At 38.3% G+C, this 14,959-nt stretch carries 22 protein-coding genes; 13 read left to right on the top strand and 9 right to left on the bottom strand.

Going from position 1 to position 14,959, the window contains the following annotated elements; genetic code table 11:
* Window positions 1–3 precede the first annotated feature (3 nt).
* From phnX to MKY06_RS16415, 4 genes are all read right to left on the bottom strand, one after another.
* Window positions 4–786, bottom strand: coding sequence for a phosphonoacetaldehyde hydrolase (gene phnX / locus MKY06_RS16400; protein ID WP_098277662.1), 783 nt, complete (start codon window positions 784–786; stop codon window positions 4–6).
* Between the two features lie 363 nt (window positions 787–1,149).
* On the bottom strand, window positions 1,150–3,048 hold the full coding sequence (locus MKY06_RS16405) for an endonuclease MutS2 (protein ID WP_098277663.1): 1,899 nt from the start codon (window positions 3,046–3,048) through the stop codon (window positions 1,150–1,152).
* A gap of 453 nt (window positions 3,049–3,501) precedes the next feature.
* Window positions 3,502–3,831 carry an AzlD domain-containing protein gene (locus tag MKY06_RS16410; protein WP_013057912.1) on the bottom strand — a complete coding sequence of 110 codons (330 nt, stop codon included), beginning with the start codon at window positions 3,829–3,831 and terminating at the stop codon, window positions 3,502–3,504.
* Window positions 3,828–4,553 carry an AzlC family ABC transporter permease gene (locus MKY06_RS16415; protein ID WP_013057913.1) on the bottom strand — a complete coding sequence of 242 codons (726 nt, stop codon included), beginning with the start codon at window positions 4,551–4,553 and terminating at the stop codon, window positions 3,828–3,830. Before MKY06_RS16415 ends, MKY06_RS16410 begins: the two co-directional genes overlap by 4 nt.
* A gap of 95 nt (window positions 4,554–4,648) precedes the next feature.
* Between MKY06_RS16415 and MKY06_RS16420 the strand changes: the two genes are divergently transcribed.
* Entirely contained in the window at window positions 4,649–5,200 is a 552-nt protein-coding gene (locus MKY06_RS16420; protein WP_013057914.1) for a helix-turn-helix domain-containing protein, read from the top strand.
* Between the two features lie 35 nt (window positions 5,201–5,235).
* On the opposite strand, the gene MKY06_RS16425 is transcribed toward MKY06_RS16420, so the two are convergent.
* The gene (locus MKY06_RS16425) at window positions 5,236–5,919 is read right to left on the bottom strand and encodes a TerC family protein (protein WP_013057915.1); all 684 of its coding nucleotides are present in this window, start codon (window positions 5,917–5,919) and stop codon (window positions 5,236–5,238) included.
* Between the two features lie 272 nt (window positions 5,920–6,191).
* Window positions 6,192–7,175, bottom strand: coding sequence for a LacI family DNA-binding transcriptional regulator (locus MKY06_RS16430; protein WP_176525689.1), 984 nt, complete (start codon window positions 7,173–7,175; stop codon window positions 6,192–6,194).
* Between the two features lie 160 nt (window positions 7,176–7,335).
* On the opposite strand from MKY06_RS16430, the gene MKY06_RS16435 reads away from it, so the two are divergent.
* Together MKY06_RS16435 and MKY06_RS16440 are read left to right on the top strand one after the other, a co-directional pair.
* Window positions 7,336–7,815 (top strand): RrF2 family transcriptional regulator, encoded by a 480-nt coding sequence (locus tag MKY06_RS16435; RefSeq protein WP_029322884.1) that lies wholly within the window; start codon window positions 7,336–7,338, stop codon window positions 7,813–7,815.
* Window positions 7,816–7,833: 18 nt separating this feature from the next.
* Complete coding sequence (locus MKY06_RS16440) at window positions 7,834–8,217, top strand: nuclear transport factor 2 family protein (RefSeq protein WP_013057918.1); 384 nt, start codon at window positions 7,834–7,836, stop codon at window positions 8,215–8,217.
* Between the two features lie 36 nt (window positions 8,218–8,253).
* Here MKY06_RS16440 and MKY06_RS16445 read toward each other — a convergent pair whose 3' ends face one another.
* Window positions 8,254–9,078: an SPL family radical SAM protein gene (locus tag MKY06_RS16445; protein WP_098399592.1), complete on the bottom strand. Its 825-nt coding sequence runs from the start codon at window positions 9,076–9,078 to the stop codon at window positions 8,254–8,256.
* 436 nt (window positions 9,079–9,514) lie between these two features.
* On the opposite strand from MKY06_RS16445, the gene gvpA reads away from it, so the two are divergent.
* The 10 genes from gvpA to MKY06_RS16495 all read left to right on the top strand — a co-directional run bounded on the left by gvpA (window position 9,515) and on the right by MKY06_RS16495 (window position 13,646).
* Window positions 9,515–9,793, top strand: a complete 279-nt coding sequence (gene gvpA, locus MKY06_RS16450) for a gas vesicle structural protein GvpA (protein WP_013057921.1) — start codon at window positions 9,515–9,517, stop codon at window positions 9,791–9,793.
* Window positions 9,794–9,816: 23 nt separating this feature from the next.
* Window positions 9,817–10,080: a gas vesicle protein GvpO gene (locus MKY06_RS16455; protein WP_013057922.1), complete on the top strand. Its 264-nt coding sequence runs from the start codon at window positions 9,817–9,819 to the stop codon at window positions 10,078–10,080.
* Between the two features lie 23 nt (window positions 10,081–10,103).
* Entirely contained in the window at window positions 10,104–10,874 is a 771-nt protein-coding gene (locus MKY06_RS16460; protein WP_225518885.1) for a GvpL/GvpF family gas vesicle protein, read from the top strand.
* Entirely contained in the window at window positions 10,871–11,128 is a 258-nt protein-coding gene (locus tag MKY06_RS16465; RefSeq protein WP_013057924.1) for a gas vesicle protein GvpG, read from the top strand. The genes MKY06_RS16460 and MKY06_RS16465 overlap by 4 nt, the downstream gene beginning before the upstream one ends.
* Before the next feature lie 9 nt (window positions 11,129–11,137).
* A complete protein-coding gene (locus tag MKY06_RS16470; protein WP_029322887.1) occupies window positions 11,138–11,962 on the top strand; it encodes a GvpL/GvpF family gas vesicle protein in 825 nt (274 codons plus the stop codon).
* On the top strand, window positions 11,959–12,210 hold the full coding sequence (locus MKY06_RS16475; protein WP_013057926.1) for a gas vesicle protein: 252 nt from the start codon (window positions 11,959–11,961) through the stop codon (window positions 12,208–12,210). Before MKY06_RS16470 ends, MKY06_RS16475 begins: the two co-directional genes overlap by 4 nt.
* Window positions 12,200–12,484 carry a gas vesicle protein K gene (locus MKY06_RS16480; RefSeq protein WP_013057927.1) on the top strand — a complete coding sequence of 95 codons (285 nt, stop codon included), beginning with the start codon at window positions 12,200–12,202 and terminating at the stop codon, window positions 12,482–12,484. The genes MKY06_RS16475 and MKY06_RS16480 overlap by 11 nt, the downstream gene beginning before the upstream one ends.
* 14 nt (window positions 12,485–12,498) lie before the next feature.
* Window positions 12,499–12,816: a gas vesicle protein gene (locus MKY06_RS16485; protein WP_013057928.1), complete on the top strand. Its 318-nt coding sequence runs from the start codon at window positions 12,499–12,501 to the stop codon at window positions 12,814–12,816.
* A gap of 32 nt (window positions 12,817–12,848) precedes the next feature.
* Complete coding sequence (locus tag MKY06_RS16490) at window positions 12,849–12,977, top strand: hypothetical protein (protein WP_255286300.1); 129 nt, start codon at window positions 12,849–12,851, stop codon at window positions 12,975–12,977.
* Between the two features lie 144 nt (window positions 12,978–13,121).
* Window positions 13,122–13,646, top strand: coding sequence for a hypothetical protein (locus tag MKY06_RS16495; protein ID WP_272812330.1), 525 nt, complete (start codon window positions 13,122–13,124; stop codon window positions 13,644–13,646).
* A gap of 141 nt (window positions 13,647–13,787) precedes the next feature.
* Here MKY06_RS16495 and MKY06_RS16500 read toward each other — a convergent pair whose 3' ends face one another.
* Together MKY06_RS16500 and MKY06_RS16505 are read right to left on the bottom strand one after the other, a co-directional pair.
* Window positions 13,788–14,228 (bottom strand): cell wall hydrolase, encoded by a 441-nt coding sequence (locus MKY06_RS16500; protein ID WP_013057931.1) that lies wholly within the window; start codon window positions 14,226–14,228, stop codon window positions 13,788–13,790.
* Between the two features lie 131 nt (window positions 14,229–14,359).
* Window positions 14,360–14,878 carry a dihydrofolate reductase family protein gene (locus MKY06_RS16505; protein WP_029322890.1) on the bottom strand — a complete coding sequence of 173 codons (519 nt, stop codon included), beginning with the start codon at window positions 14,876–14,878 and terminating at the stop codon, window positions 14,360–14,362.
* Window positions 14,879–14,959 lie beyond the last annotated feature (81 nt).

Genomic DNA, 14,959 nt, shown 5'->3' on the forward strand with positions numbered 1-14,959 from the left:
TCTTTATTGTTGTTCCAATTGATTAATCACTTGATCAAGGTCAGAAATACGATCCACTACGAAATTTGCCCCGGCTTCTTCTAAACGGCTTCTCACTTCTTCCATTTTTATTTTTAATTCTTTTTGATCCATATTCTTTTCTGCTTCTTCAGAAAGTCCCATCTCACTGCTTCCTAAAATCACGCCTACTGTCCACATGCCGGCATTTTTTCCTTCTTGCATATCCGTTACGGTGTCTCCTATTTTTATGATACGATTCATAGGAAAGACATCTAACTCCATGGCATTACGGTAACACATCCATGGATACGGCCGGCCTGCTTTTACATCATCTGCTGTGAAGTAACAGTCCGGTGAATATCCTTTTTCTTTTGCTTTTGGCGCAACAATCTCCATCATTTTTTTCGTATATCCCGTCGTAGAACCTATTTTAATATTTCTGTTTCGCAAACGCTCTGAAAGCTCAACAGCTCCAGGAATAGGCGTGGTGAAGTCTTCTAATATACAAAATAAGCTTGATTCAAATTCATCATTCAGTTTTGCAACATCTTGTTCTGTTGACTTTGATCCGTGTGCCTTTTTCCATTCCCGTTGAATACGCGGCATCTTAAGAAGTGCTCGGATATGTTCAATTTTCAGCATGCCCATTGGCTCTCTAGCTTCTTCAATTGTAATTTCTACCTTATGTCTTTTAAATACCTCTAAAAACGCCTCAAGCGGAGCAAAACACCCGTAATCAATCATTGTTCCAGCCCAGTCAAATACTACAGCTTCGATTTTTTTCATTTTCCTCTTTCCTTTCGTTATTTAATTTGCCATTTACAATGTTTTTGATAAATAGTTTTCTCATTCGTAGAGAATTCCTACGATGGGCGAAAGCGGTAAAAATAATGAGTGCACTTATATCTGAGGCTGTTTTTTACACTTAACAAAATGAAAGTGTTTTAGATGTTGATTGTTGTTGTTTATGTTGTTTTTATAACTATTTCATATCATAACACGTTAAAACAACAAAAAACCACAACAATAAACAACTATAAAAGTGATGTAAATTCTTTTAAGATTTATTTGGAGATCTGTTCTATGTAGTTTTGAGAAGCTACATAAAAACAAAACCCACCACTTTCTTATAAGTGCTGGGTTTCTGTTTTATCTATTTTCGCGTATATCTTTTTCAATTTTCCGCAATGCTTTTTTTGATCCTCGCTGCAGATCATGCTGCTCTTTTCGATCTTTATAGCTAATAAATAACGAATCGAGGTCATAGCCTTCGGGATATAATTCAGCAGCTTTGATTTCAAGAGCTACTCGCTTAACGTTTACTTCAATTAACTCCTTCTGATAGAGTACGACTATATTGTTTGTGTTGTCTTTAGACTTATAAACAATCGCATGATTTTCATAATCTAACAGTTTGACTCGATCTCCCATTTGGTATTCAACACAGTCTTTTTTCTTTTCCTTCAAAATAGTTGGTTTTTTTATTTTATTTTCTCTGACGACTTCTGTATCATACGATTTGCTTTCCATATAAAACTTTGCTTTTTGTAAAATCTCTTCTTCTACCTTCATCTTCTTTGAAATCCAAAGCGCATTGCTTTCTCCAGATGTTCCAATTAACAGTTGATACAGCGGTTCTAATGTTTTACTGTTGAACTGCATTGCGGCATTCATAAAGTCAGGATGAATTTCTGAGAAACGCTTAATTTCTCCGTAATGCGTAGTCGCGACCGTTATGCAGCCCATATGATAAAACTTTTCTAAAATCGCAATCGCAAGTGCAGCTCCTTCATTCGGTTCGGTGCCGCTGCCAATTTCATCGAATAGGAGCAGCGTATTGTTTGTTGCTTTTTGCAAAATAGCCGATATATTTTTCATGTGTGAGGAAAAGGTACTCAGCGCATTTTCAATACTTTGGTTGTCGCCGATATCGACAAAAACATGCTCAAACAATGCAATTTCTGTTCCTTCATCAGCTGTAATATGAAATCCTAACATTGTAGCGAGTGTCAGTAGCCCAATCGTTTTTAAGACAACGGTTTTTCCTCCTGCGTTAGGTCCCGTAATAATTAAGCTTCGATAATTCTCGCCAATTTCGAAGTGAAGCGGAACAATTTCACCAGTTAACAGCGGGTGATATGCGCCTTTTAAATGAATATATCCATAATCATTAATTTTAGGTTCGATTCCGTCTGCCTGTTTACTGTATTTTGCTTTGGCAAACACCATGTCGTATTGGCTAATTAGCTCTAAATTAATATGAATATCAGCTAGCTTCTCTAACACTAAACCTGTTAAAGACGCTAAAATTTGATATTCTTCTACCTCTTCTTCTGCTTTCAAAATCGCTAGTTCCGCATTCAGCTTTGTAATAGATGCCGGCTCTATGAATACTGTTGACCCTTTAGAGGATGTTTCAACAATTGTTCCTCCAACGTGATTTTTATAGGAGGCCTTAATCGGAATCGTATAGCGGTCTCCTTTTTTACTGATAAAAAAGTCTTGAATATACTCTTTGTTTTTACTGTTTCGTAAAAATTTCGCAAGCTGTTCTGAAATCTTAGCTTCCGTTCCTTCTATATGTCTTCTGATACGCTTGAGCTCTTTGCTTGCCGCAGCGTCTACTTTTCCAGCCTTGATCGCAAAATTAATTTCCTCTTCTATACTTGTCAGTTCTTTCATCGAATGGGCATAGGAACTTAAGAGCGAAGCAAAAAATTCTTTATCCACCATATATTGTTTTACTTTTCTGCAGCCTTTTAAAAAATCGGATACGCGCATTAGCTCTTCGGGCTCTAAAATCATGCCTTTTTCAAGCTTTTCGATGACTCTTCCTATACCTGAGACACCTGATAGCGGAAGTGATTTCTCAGCATCTAGAAGTCTTCGTGCTTCCGTTGTTTCTTTAAGTCGGTTTTTTACTGTTTTAAGAGATGTGCTCGGCTGAAGTTTATCCATTAATTGTTTTCCCAGCTCACTTACGCAGTGAGATTTTACGATTTTTTTTAATTCATGATACTGCAATTTTTCAAATGTCATCGTATTCATGGTTTTTCTCCTCACTATGATTTGTCATCACATATGAAGATACCTATTTATTAGAAGGCAATGAAAAAGGTAAACAAAAAAAGCTGTGGTGATCCCACAGCTTTTTGCGTTAATCAGGCGTCTAGGGCACATATCACAAAAGAAAGCTCTGTAAAAACAGACGCCTCCCTGACGACAAATGCCGAACCCTTTATAAAGCATTGTAGGTATCTTCATAGGCAGTGAAATAAATTCATAAGCAAACAAAGGGTACCTTATTTTTTTAAAAAATACCCATCTTACTTATTCAATTTATTTCATTTAATTTTTCCTATTTAGATACTACTCCGCTCATAAAAGCACCTCATTTATATTTTTGTTTTCATTGGCTTCTAATTTACACTCTTATCATACTATATGAAAAAGCGTACGTAAAGGAGACAGTAAAAAAGCTCAAGAGCATAACTTGAGCTTTCATGACCAAAGAAAAAAACGAAGCAGCGCCATCATTCCAACTCCGCTAATAACGGTGATGGATAAGCTTTTGGTTTTCAGGGCAATCAGTAAGGTTGGAATGACTACGATAATGACGGGCCAGTTAATCTTTACGCTGTCATTTGCTTGAATGATAAAATTTTCTACAACAAGTGCGGTTAAAATACAAATAGGAATATAGGATAGCCATTTTAATACGGGTTCTGGCAGCGCGATGTTACGTACAACTAAAAACGGAACAATGCGAGGAACTACGGTAACAAGGGCACACCCTAAAATAATGATGAGTGTTGGGTAGTGGATACTCATTTATCCGTCACCACCCCAATTGTCGCTACAATAATCGTTGAAATTAATACAGCCACATGTGAAGGTACGAAAAAAGACAGCACAATCATAATAATCGCCATATAAAGAATTAAACGTAAGTAATGATTAAGCTTTGAAGGTAACACGCTTTCGATTTGTAAAACAAGCAGAGCTAAAAACATAGCTGTTAAGGCAAAATCAAACCCAAAGGCTTCCGGGTTAGATAGCATATGGCCAAAAATAGCTCCTGTCGTACAGGCGATAATCCAGCTGACGTAAGCCGTTATATTTAATCCATTCATCCAGCGGTCATTAATTGGCTCACCTTTTGCAATTTTACTGGAAGACACCCCAAATGATTCGTCCGTTAGAAGGGCTCCAATTCCGACGTTTTTTAATAACGAATATTTTGTAAATTCAGGCGCGATCGTAGCGCTCAAAAGAAAGTGTCTTAAGTTAACGATAAATGTTGTGAGAATAATAGCTGAAATCGAGCTGTTCGCAACCATCAGTGCACAAATAATAAACTGTGCTGCCCCGGCATACACGAGCGCTGATAATAAAGTAACTTCCATAATGGAAAGATGCGAGGACACTCCAACGATCCCGGCAGCAAGCCCTATGCTTATGTAACCGAGTAGCGTAGGGATACAATCCTTAGCCCCTTGTCTGAACGTTAAGTCCACTTTTTCTCTTTGCTGTACTGCTTTTTCTGCAATCACCGTACTCCCTCCTTTTCTGCTATATTATACATCTATACGTTATATTAAACAACAGTATGTTATACTATCTTTATAATAATTAAAGGAGTACAACAATGGACGCGATTCAAGATATTATTGCTAAAAATCTTGTTAAATTACGAAAAAATCGAAATTTGACGCTTGATCAAGTTTCCGAATTAACGGGTGTTAGTAAAGCAATGCTTGCACAAATTGAAAAAGGTAAATCCAGTCCCACGGTTACCACGCTTTGGAAAATCGCCAACGGCCTTCAAGTCTCTTTTTCTGTATTTATGAAAGAAGACACCCCGGATGTGCAGAAAGTAAGCATAAAACAGCTAGATCCCATCACGGACAACAAAGGTGATTACTTAGTGTATTCTTTTTTTCCTTATCATCCGGAAAAAAAGTTTGAAATTTACATCGTCACATTAAAGCCCGGATGCGTGCACGAAGCGAAAACTCATTTAGGAGATGAATACTTACTTATTAAAGAAGGCGAATTAACGGTTCGTTTTGAAAATGAAGAACATGAATTAGTCTCGGGAGACGCTCTGCATTTTTCAGGAAATACCTCTCACAGCTATATCAATTCTTCTGAAGAAGAAGCAAGCTTTTTTTTACTTATGCACTACCCCGAATCATAAAAAAAGAGCGTACGGATGATCCGTACGCTCTTTTTTTAAGCTGCGTGGGCTTGTTCTTTTTTCATTTTTTTGTTTTTCATGTACCCAATGCCTACAACTGCAATGGTTAAGATAACTTGAACAGCGAGATGTAAAGCTGTAGTTGGAACAAATCCGCCGATAATTTTATCTTCCACAATCATTTTCCCAGCAGACCATGCAAGCATCGCTGCTCCAGCGTAAATGATAATCGGAAATTTTTCCATTGCTTTCATAATAAAGCTACTTCCCCAAATAATAATCGGAATTGAAATTAATACACCAATCATAATCGGGACAAATTCGTGAGCTACACCTGCTAGAGCTAATACGTTATCTAATGACATGACCGCATCTGCGATAATGATGGTTTTAACCGCGCTCCATACCGTTGCTCCACCTTGAGGATTGTCACCGTGATCGTGATTGTCCGCTAATAATTTATATGCAATCCACACTAGCATCAAACCGCCGACCGCTCCGATTAATGGTATTTTCAATAAAGGGACAATAATAGCCGCAAATAATAATCGAAGACCAATCGCGCCGCCTGTTCCAATTAAAATTGCTCTTTTTTGTAAATCTTTTGGTACGTTACGAGCCGCCATTGCAATAACAATTGCGTTATCCCCGCTTAAAATTAAATCAAGAAAAATAATTTGCAGCAAACCTTGCACTGATACGCCAATTAGTTCCTCCATAGTTACCTCCACCTTCTCTTTTTATGTAACGTTTCTCCTTTAAATGTCCAAGCCTTTTCCTCCCTTTTTATAATTGAATACAAAAAAGACCCTTACCAAATAAGCGGTAAAGGTCTTGCTAACAACATAATGTCGCCAACAAAGCCGAGAGATAATCTCTGTAATGACGACTTTGCTGTTAAAGCTACTCCCCTTTAGGAGATACGTTCAATTATTTGTTTGTATTTACACCACTTATACTATAGCATCTCCTACATTCTGTCAATCGTTTTTTATGTAAAACGATTATCAACGCTCTCTCTTTCAATTAATTCATAGTTCGAAAGCGTAAGCTTTTCGACTTCTTCTCCGTTAACTAGCTTAATGATTCGCTGTGCCCCCATTTGTCCCGCTTCTTTATAGTAATATTTTACGGTTGTTAAGCTGGGATGAATCACACCTGTAATTTCATAGCCTCCAAAGCCGGTAATGGATACATCTTCAGGAACGCGCAGTCCGTTTAAATAAGCTGCCTTTAACGTACCAAGCGCAATGTTATCGGTCGCACATACAATAATGGACGGATTAAATTCTTTCATCACAGCCGTAGCGGCCCCGATTGCATCGCTCATGTTAAAGCTTGTTTGATAACAGCGGATCTCGCAATCTCTGTCTTTAAGACCTTGCTTTAAGCCTTCTTTTCGCTTTACACCTACAGCTATGTCTTTTTCGGTTACGCCTAAAAAAGCGATTTTTTTATGCCCTTTTTCTCCTATGTACCTTCCAATGTCGCATGCAGCCTCGTAGTCTTGGTGAATTAAACTGTGGACTTCTTCATGCTGCTGTCCAATTAGCAAAACGGGAATTGAAATTGTGCGGAACGCTTCCAAATGAGCTTTTGTGATTTGAACGGCAAGAAGAATAATACCTGCTACCTTCTGCTTAGCCAGCGTATAGATATTTTCGACTTCTCTTTCTAAATCTTGATTAGAATTGGAAATAATCATTTGATAGTGGTGGTCTCTAAGTTCTTGGTCAATACCATCTAATGTGCGGGAAGTCGCAAAAGAACCCATGCGCGGAACAATTACGCCAATGATATTTGTTTTTTTCGCTTTTAAGCTTTGAGCAAACGCATTTGGGCTATAGTTTGTTTCTTTAATAATCTCTTCGATTTTTCGTTTCGTCGCATCGCTCACAGACCCTCCGTTAAGGTAGCGGGATACAGTGCTTTTTGCTACTCCTGCAAGCTGAGCGATATCTGCAATAGTTGTCATTCTCTCATCTCCGTATTTTGTTGCTGCTTCTTTCACAGTATACACGAATATCGCGTGCATATTAAGTAACTGCTTTACTTTTTGATTCATAAGCGGTATGATAACTTAAAAGTGGATAATCATTATCCACTTTGTACACATAAAGCAGGAGATGATGTTTTTGCACATGAAAACAGGCGTTGAGCAATCGGTGTATGCCATTTTGCTGCTTACGTTTTTACCTGAAAAAGCTGTGTTGCCAGGAGATGTCATCAGCACTCAGCTTGGTGGTTCGCCTACGTATTTTCAAAAGCTTCTTCGCAAGCTGGTTAGCGCTGATTTACTTGCTTCCGTTCCTGGTAGCAAAGGTGGATTTCGCTTAAAGAAAACGCCGGAAGAAATTCGTATTTATGACGTATACGTAGCCATTGAAGGTAAGCAGTCTCTTTACTCATCAAGCGGTATTTTTCACGATATGCTTAACTTAAAAGACAAAGATATTTGCTTATTATCCGATTTAATGGAAGAAGCCGAATCTTCGTGGCAGTCTACCTTAAAACGGCAAACCATTGCTACGCTCACAAATGAAATTCACAAAAAATGTCCAAAAGAAAACCTGGACATGCTAAAAGCAACAGTAGAAGAAAAAATGGTGCTGTAGCACCCAAAGGAGATCATCATGGAAAACTTAAATAGATATTTTGATTTATTCGATCAATCACGTACAAGCGAACAAGCATTTGAAGAATTAGTGGGGCTTTTTTCAGAAGATATCGTATTTGTCTTAAACGGCCACGAAAAGCAAGGCATTGAAAACTGGAAGCTGTTTGTGAAAATGGTGTTTAAAGAAAATGCTGATATTAAGCATATGTTCGAAGGCTGGAAAGCAGTTGAAGGTACAGATAAGTTTGAAACGCCCTGGGCAGTATGCGGTAAACGTGCATCTGGCAGCGTCTTTACTCAAACGGGAAAAGATATTGCTAAGCTAGATGAAAACGGGAAAATCAGCTATTTAGAAAACGTACCTGACGATACGAACATGTTTGATACGTATAAAAACTAATATAAAAAAAGAAGGGTTCTTCTAGCCCTTCTTTTTTTATGGGGCAAATCCCTCTTGAGAAAGATAAATCATTGAAGAAGGATAAAATTTTTCAAAATAACGAATGGCTTTGATATGAATGTCTTTGTCATACCAGTCTAGGAAACCGTACTTCTCAAATAATTCAGGCATCCCTAGCCTTTTAGACGTTTTACCTAAGGAACCGTCTCCTAAGTACAAGGTATCAATGCAAATTCGGTCCATCATTCCTTCTATTTTTTTAGGAAATTCAGGCGTGAAAGGAAGCATTGGAGCAATGGTTACTTGCGTTGAAATTCCGCTTTTTTTTACTTTTTTTAACGCGTTCATACGAAGTTTCATCCCCGGAGCATAAGGAGAAAAAATTTGTTTTACATCTTCTCGGTCCGTTTCAACAGTCATCGATACGCGAAGATCACATACTTTTTGAAGCTGTAAAAGCAAATCAATATCCCTCGTCACAAGGGGCGACCTTGTTTGAATCAATAAAAAATCAGGCGGATGATTGATCATCGTTTCTAAAAGGGCACGTGTGATGCCTGCTTTACGCTCAGCAGGCTGATAGGGATCTGTCGCTGAAGACATAAAGATGCGCACCGGCTGCTCTTTTTTTCGCAGTTTTTGTATTTCTTTTTGATAGACTTCAGCTGCGTTGACTTTAAGCTCTAGCCATGTCCCCCACTCCATCTCTTTAAAACGCTGAATTGGCAGTTCTCGCACGTAGCAAAATTTGCAGGAAAATGCACATCCGGCATACGGATTTAAACTATGAGTATAACCAGATGCCAAAAAGCCCGTCGCTTTTGTTAAAATACTTCTCGAAACCACGTCTCTTTCGTTCACCTTTCTCACCTCTTTATCCAATCAGTATATCAAGTTCACAAATGAAAAAACTACTTTCCGCATGGAAAGTAGCCCTATACACTCTCAGCTTATCAACCGTTTTTTTCTTCCTTTTCACTTGTCGTTTCAAATAAAGAAGTTAAATATGAATTTAACTCAAATTGGTCCTTTTCAATAAAATCAGATAATACCGGCTGCTCTTCTTTTCTCATCTTTCTCCACTCCTTTTGTGTTTTATGTATGTGTTTTCATTCATCAATGGATAAAAGTAATGTACTTAACTCTACCCGTATCTAAACAAAAATAATCATGGTATTTTATACTATTTTTTAATTTATGCGCGTTTTATTTGTATATTTTTAACAATATCACGCACATTAATAGCAAGATTAGCAAACGTATATATTTTACTATGCAACATGAGAGGAATTTCATCATGACGATTAACAAATCAAACGATTGTTCTAGTCTAGCTGAAGTAGTTGACCGCATCTTAGATAAAGGCGTCGTAATTGACGTATTCGCTCGTATTTCCGTTATTGGTATTGAATTAATTACCATCGAAGCTCGAATCGTTATTGCCAGTGTGGACACATGGCTGAGGTATGCTGAGGCAGTTCGGCTGCTTCATAATGAAAGAGAAGATTTTCTTTCTTCGAATAACGGCGGAAAAAAACTTGAACAGCTAAACCTTTTACAAGATTTAGATTTATAAACTCATAAAGGTGGATTTGAGAAGTGAAAGTAGCCGAAATCATGGAATCCGTGACTGATTTTTTTAAAGAACACGTTGCTCCTCCTCACCGAATTATTTCGTATGAATCGATTCAAAATGGAGGATGGAAAATAACACTTGAAGCATTTGAAGAACAGGAGTATATGAGGCGCTATGCAAAAGATGAACTGCTTGGTATCTATGAAGTGCTGGTCAATAAGCAGCATAACATTACGTCTTTTTCACGCACCAGCCTGCGCTATCGAAGCTCTCCAGCAGAGAAGTAAGCTGATTATTTTAATGGAAAGGAATGAAACAGAAATCGATGAGTGAAGAAACGGGCATTTATATTTTTTGCAGTATTCCCGCCACCGAGGCGCATACGTTTGGCAGCGTCACGATTGATCATCAGGAAAGAGCTACTTTTACCATTCATTACCGAGATGCAGCTATAGTGGCCGCTGCCTTTCCTCTTAAAATTTATCATCCTACAAAAGAGAACGTCACAGCGCACCAGCAGGTGATTTCCAAAGTAATGAATGAGCATGATTCGGTTATTCCAATCAGCTTTGGCAACGTGTTTCATAGTCAACAAGATGTTGAAATGCTGTTAGAAAACTTATATCCACAGTTCGCCTCCCTTTTCCCACAGTTAAAAGGAAAAATAGAAGTCGGACTAAAAGTAATTGGGAAACCGGACTGGCTGAAACAAAAAGTGAATCAAGATTCTTCTTTGCAGCAAGTACGAAACCCGCGTTCTGCCAGTGCTGATTTTTATAAACAAATTGCGCACGGAGAAACAGCTCAGAAATTCTTTTTAAAGCTTCAGCACGACTGTAAAAAAGAGCTGTATCAACATTTAGAACCGATAGCTGAAGCGTCGAGACTCAACCCTCCTATTGTCGAAACGATGCTTTTGAACGCTTCTTTTTTAATTGACCGAGAAAAAGAAGCAGCGTTTGATGAACGTGTAAATGACCTGTATGAAAAATGGAAGCACAAAGCCGATTTTAAATATTCCGGACCGTGGGCTGCTTATAACTTTATTAATATTCAACTAAAAGTAAAAGAGAATGTATGATTCATAAACTGCTGCTGTCTCCAGTTACGCTCATTGTAAAAGTCGGACAGAAAATCAACGAAGAAGCGGATAAAGAACTGTACGATGTCTCTTTTATTCAGCAAAAAATCGTTCATCTTCAAATGATGTATGAGCTTGGAGAAATACCAGAAGATGCATATATGGAAAAAGAAAAAGAACTGCTGCTGAGGTATGAAGCAGCAAAAGAATATGAATTAAAAAAATGGGAATCAATGACGAAGAAACAAAAGTGAGGTTAAAAGATGGAAAAGCTCATTTATTTATATGGTCTAGTTCCAACCGAAGAAGCTAAGGAAATGCCCTTTCCTTCACTTGAAGGCATGGATCAGAACAACCCTATCTATGCTCTTTACTTTGATGACATTACCGCATTTGTATGCGACTTGCCAAGCGATGAGTATTCGGAAGAAATGCTGAAAGAAAAGATCGAGCACGATATGAAATGGCTGCAGGACAAAGCCATGCATCACCATGAGACTCTTCTTTTCTTACAAAGTCACTACACGCTTCTTCCCATGAAATTTTGTACGGTCTACAAAAGCAAGGAAAGCTGTCGAGAAAGTATTGTCAATAACAAAGAAAAAACCCTCTCTTCTCTTCAACTTTTAAAAAGATCTGAAGAATGGAATATAAAAGTGTATGCCCATACGAATTCTTTAAAGAACTATCTGCTAACCCATAATGAAACTATCCAAGAGAAAAAAGAAGAAATAACTACGTTGCCTCCGGGCAGGCAGTTTTTCGAACGTAAAAAGATAGAAAGGCTGATTGAAGAAGAAACAGAAAAAGAACAGCTTTCGCTTTGTGATCACTTGCACAGTGAGATAAGTCCTTACGCCGCTTATCATAAAATCAAAAATAACTGGAGTCAAAAAATAACCGGCGAGAGCTACAGCATGTGCTGGAACAGCATCTACCTTCTTTCAAAGAACAATGTGGAATCGTTTCTAAAAGCCATTAGCGACAAGCAAACGTTTTACAATAAAATGGGACTGAACATTGAAGTAACGGGACCATGGCCTGCTTATCATATCGACACTCTGCGCTCGGAGAAAGATGCGGGATGACATCGCTGCGAAAACAAACGCTCGAGCAAAAAGACATCGCTCTCATTGATATATTAGATGTGATCCTCGATAAAGGAATTGCCATTAAAGGTGATTTATTGATTTCAATTGCCGGAATTGATTTAGTCTATCTTGATTTGCGGGTATTGATTTCTTCTGTAGAAACGCTGATAGGCTCTCATGATCGTCAAATCATTTCTTCTCAGCAGCTTGAACAGGAAACGGAGGCGTTGCGAAATGGAAAATAACCTCAAACGAAACGGTCGCATTGAGCTGAGTGCGGAAAATGCTGAACAAGGCCTAGCGCAGCTTGTTTTAACCGTCATTGAATTACTGCGGCAGCTCATTGAAAAACATGCGATTCGCCGAGTCGACAGCGGAAACCTGACGGACGCTCAAATCGAAGACCTGGGCGTGGCGTTGATGAAGTTAGAGAACAAAATGGAGGAGCTAAAATCAGTATTTAACTTTACAAATGAAGATTTAAATATTGATCTAGGTCCCCTAGGAAAAGTGTTATAACAAGGAGTGAAAAAATGGCGGCGGAACATAACGGGCAGCTGGGCACCATTGTGGAAGTATTGGAAAAAGTATTAGATAAAGGTCTTGTCATTGCTGGAGATATTAAAGTGCAAATTGCTGATGTTGAACTCTTAACAATAAAAATCCGGCTGCTTGTCGCTTCTATTGATAAAGCAAGAGAAATTGGCATGGACTGGTGGGAAACAGACCCTTACCTATGTTCAAAAGCAAATCAGTCTTATCAAAAACTCCAGGCGGAAAATGACAGTTTAACGCAGCAAGTGGCATCTTTAACGCAGCGAATTCAAGATGATTTGCTTTCGCTTGATTAACAGCTCACTTTATATAAGGAGGAATAACAAACATGAATCATGAACAAAAACCTACGCTGTCTCCTATTTCACAAGAGCAGCAAAGCCCCGATACTCAGCTAACGGAAAAAGAAGAGCGTATGCCGGAGTATACGCATACTTCGCTTAATCCAGACTCATAGAACGAAAAAAGAAATGCCTCGGCATTTCTTTTTTTATACTTTTACGATTTTCTTCGTTGATTAGGACATTGGAACAAATAGAGGTAAATACAATGAATACGACGAATGAGTACCATTATCTATTAATGACAAAGGAGAACGTGCATGAATAAAAAAGCAGTGGGGTTCGTTTATGCTCTTTTAACGGTGATCATTTTAAGCGCCTGCAGTACCGAAGAAGTTACGACAAATCACTCAGACCCGCAAGTTTCTGTTTCTACTACAGTTAAACCGCTGACGAAAAAAGAATTTAGTGAAGTTGAAATATCCGAATTAACAAGCCCCTCTAAACAAGATTTTCGCAAAGTGCATGTGGTTCTTATATTACGCGGTACGGATTACCTGTCGAATATTCAAGTTAAGCTGCCTAATTATAAACAAGCTTTTAATAACATGAAAGACGATCAGCAAATAAGATATTGGTTTGGCAGCGGTGCAGATGAAGAGCAAGAAAATAAAAACATCTATGCAAGAGAATTTGTCCTTTATACGAAAGGCTTAAACAATAAGCAAATTAAAGAAATTTTAGCAACAGGTAAGATCAAGACGTCTTGGGTATTGAAGGATACAAAAACGAAGAATCAAGAGGAATTTGCTGCTGGTAAAAACATAAAATTTGAAGCAAAATGATGAATGAACCAATTACCAAAAGCCCCCTTTATTAAAAGAGGGCTTTCTCTTATTATATGAAGAACGACTACCTTGTCTCCTGCAGCTAAAGATTCGGATGTGAGGCCCAACCTTCAGAATGCAGCATATTTCCCAGGCTATCTACCCGTTATAAACGCTAGCGCATGTTCCGGGTTTTGGCTCATAGTAACAATGATTTTTGTATTGACCAGAAGCAGGTTGATCGTACCAGGTTGGAGGGCATGGAGCGGATGGGTTAAAGTACCACAGGGCATATTTCCCCGGATGTTCTCTCCAATAATCCAAATTCTTTTTGGCTAACCTTTTTTCAACACTTCTTGCTCTTTGATAAAATACATTTCCTTTTTGAACAGCTTCAAACGAATAGTTGCCACCCTGCACCTGATAAATAACTTGCGGAACGGATCTTAAATTCTTGAAATCTAAACAGTTTGCTTTCAGGCGATTGACAATGACATTTCCAACATACAGCATTCCTTGTTTTCCTTCGCCTTCAGCTTCTGCTCTCATCATTCTTGCCATTAAAGCAACGTCTGAATCTCGATAATTTACTCTTGGCATTTTCTCACCCCAAAAATATACTATGAAAAAAAGCCAGTCTTGATGTCACTGTCCCTAAAATAACAATAGCTGTATGTTAAATACACGATGAGCACACTGACACTACAGAAAGAGTTTTTATTACGAAAAGCTTATTCTTTTTCGTAATAAAGCTGAGCAATTTGCCCGTACTGCTTCATATGAGTCAGCTTCAAGTTTATTTCGGGAATTCCTCGTTTAAACAGCGGAATACCAGCCCCAAGCAAAACGGGAATGACCGATATAATAAATTCATCCACCCTCTCTGCTTTTAAGAAATCAGCGAGAATATCAGCACCTCCCACTAGCCATATTTTTTTCGTATCTTGATTGAGGTTGTTGAGAAATGACGCCACGCTTTCGTTTACAAACTCTACATACTGATCTTTTCCTTGAGATGAGCGGCTAAACACGTAGCACTTTTTATCGTGATAAGGAAAATTTGATATGAGCTTCAGCACGTGGTCGTACGTAGCCTTTCCCATAACGACCGCATCACACGTTTGATAAAATGCTTCGTAGCCGTTGTCTCCCTCTCCTTCTACGCTTTCCAGCCAGTCAATCTCTCCGTTTTCTCTTGCAATATACCCGTCTAAGCTTGCCGCAATATATACGACGATTTTTTTCTTCATTTCCTTTTCTCCTTTCAACTTTACTGTTTCTGTATGATATCATCTTAATACGACAATTTTTGTCATATTAAAAGAAAAAGG

This window comes from Priestia sp. FSL P4-0332, assembly GCF_038005845.1.
Classification (GTDB): Bacteria; Bacillota; Bacilli; order Bacillales; family Bacillaceae_H; genus Priestia.

What these genes read in the sequence shown, in the direction of transcription:
- phnX (WP_098277662.1), bottom strand. Translation starts at nt 786, where the DNA reads ATGAAAAAAATCGAAGCTGTAGTATTTGACTGGGCTGGAACAATGATT.
- MKY06_RS16405 (WP_098277663.1), bottom strand. Translation starts at nt 3,048, where the DNA reads ATGAATACGATGACATTTGAAAAATTGCAGTATCATGAATTAAAAAAA.
- MKY06_RS16410 (WP_013057912.1), bottom strand. Translation starts at nt 3,831, where the DNA reads ATGAGTATCCACTACCCAACACTCATCATTATTTTAGGGTGTGCCCTT.
- MKY06_RS16420 (WP_013057914.1), top strand. Translation starts at nt 4,649, where the DNA reads ATGGACGCGATTCAAGATATTATTGCTAAAAATCTTGTTAAATTACGA.
- MKY06_RS16425 (WP_013057915.1), bottom strand. Translation starts at nt 5,919, where the DNA reads ATGGAGGAACTAATTGGCGTATCAGTGCAAGGTTTGCTGCAAATTATT.
- MKY06_RS16430 (WP_176525689.1), bottom strand. Translation starts at nt 7,175, where the DNA reads ATGACAACTATTGCAGATATCGCTCAGCTTGCAGGAGTAGCAAAAAGC.
- MKY06_RS16440 (WP_013057918.1), top strand. Translation starts at nt 7,834, where the DNA reads ATGGAAAACTTAAATAGATATTTTGATTTATTCGATCAATCACGTACA.
- gvpA (WP_013057921.1), top strand. Translation starts at nt 9,515, where the DNA reads ATGACGATTAACAAATCAAACGATTGTTCTAGTCTAGCTGAAGTAGTT.
- MKY06_RS16460 (WP_225518885.1), top strand. Translation starts at nt 10,104, where the DNA reads ATGAAACAGAAATCGATGAGTGAAGAAACGGGCATTTATATTTTTTGC.
- MKY06_RS16465 (WP_013057924.1), top strand. Translation starts at nt 10,871, where the DNA reads ATGATTCATAAACTGCTGCTGTCTCCAGTTACGCTCATTGTAAAAGTC.
- MKY06_RS16470 (WP_029322887.1), top strand. Translation starts at nt 11,138, where the DNA reads ATGGAAAAGCTCATTTATTTATATGGTCTAGTTCCAACCGAAGAAGCT.
- MKY06_RS16475 (WP_013057926.1), top strand. Translation starts at nt 11,959, where the DNA reads ATGACATCGCTGCGAAAACAAACGCTCGAGCAAAAAGACATCGCTCTC.
- MKY06_RS16480 (WP_013057927.1), top strand. Translation starts at nt 12,200, where the DNA reads ATGGAAAATAACCTCAAACGAAACGGTCGCATTGAGCTGAGTGCGGAA.
- MKY06_RS16485 (WP_013057928.1), top strand. Translation starts at nt 12,499, where the DNA reads ATGGCGGCGGAACATAACGGGCAGCTGGGCACCATTGTGGAAGTATTG.
- MKY06_RS16490 (WP_255286300.1), top strand. Translation starts at nt 12,849, where the DNA reads ATGAATCATGAACAAAAACCTACGCTGTCTCCTATTTCACAAGAGCAG.
- MKY06_RS16495 (WP_272812330.1), top strand. Translation starts at nt 13,122, where the DNA reads ATGAATAAAAAAGCAGTGGGGTTCGTTTATGCTCTTTTAACGGTGATC.
- MKY06_RS16500 (WP_013057931.1), bottom strand. Translation starts at nt 14,228, where the DNA reads ATGCCAAGAGTAAATTATCGAGATTCAGACGTTGCTTTAATGGCAAGA.
- MKY06_RS16505 (WP_029322890.1), bottom strand. Translation starts at nt 14,878, where the DNA reads ATGAAGAAAAAAATCGTCGTATATATTGCGGCAAGCTTAGACGGGTAT.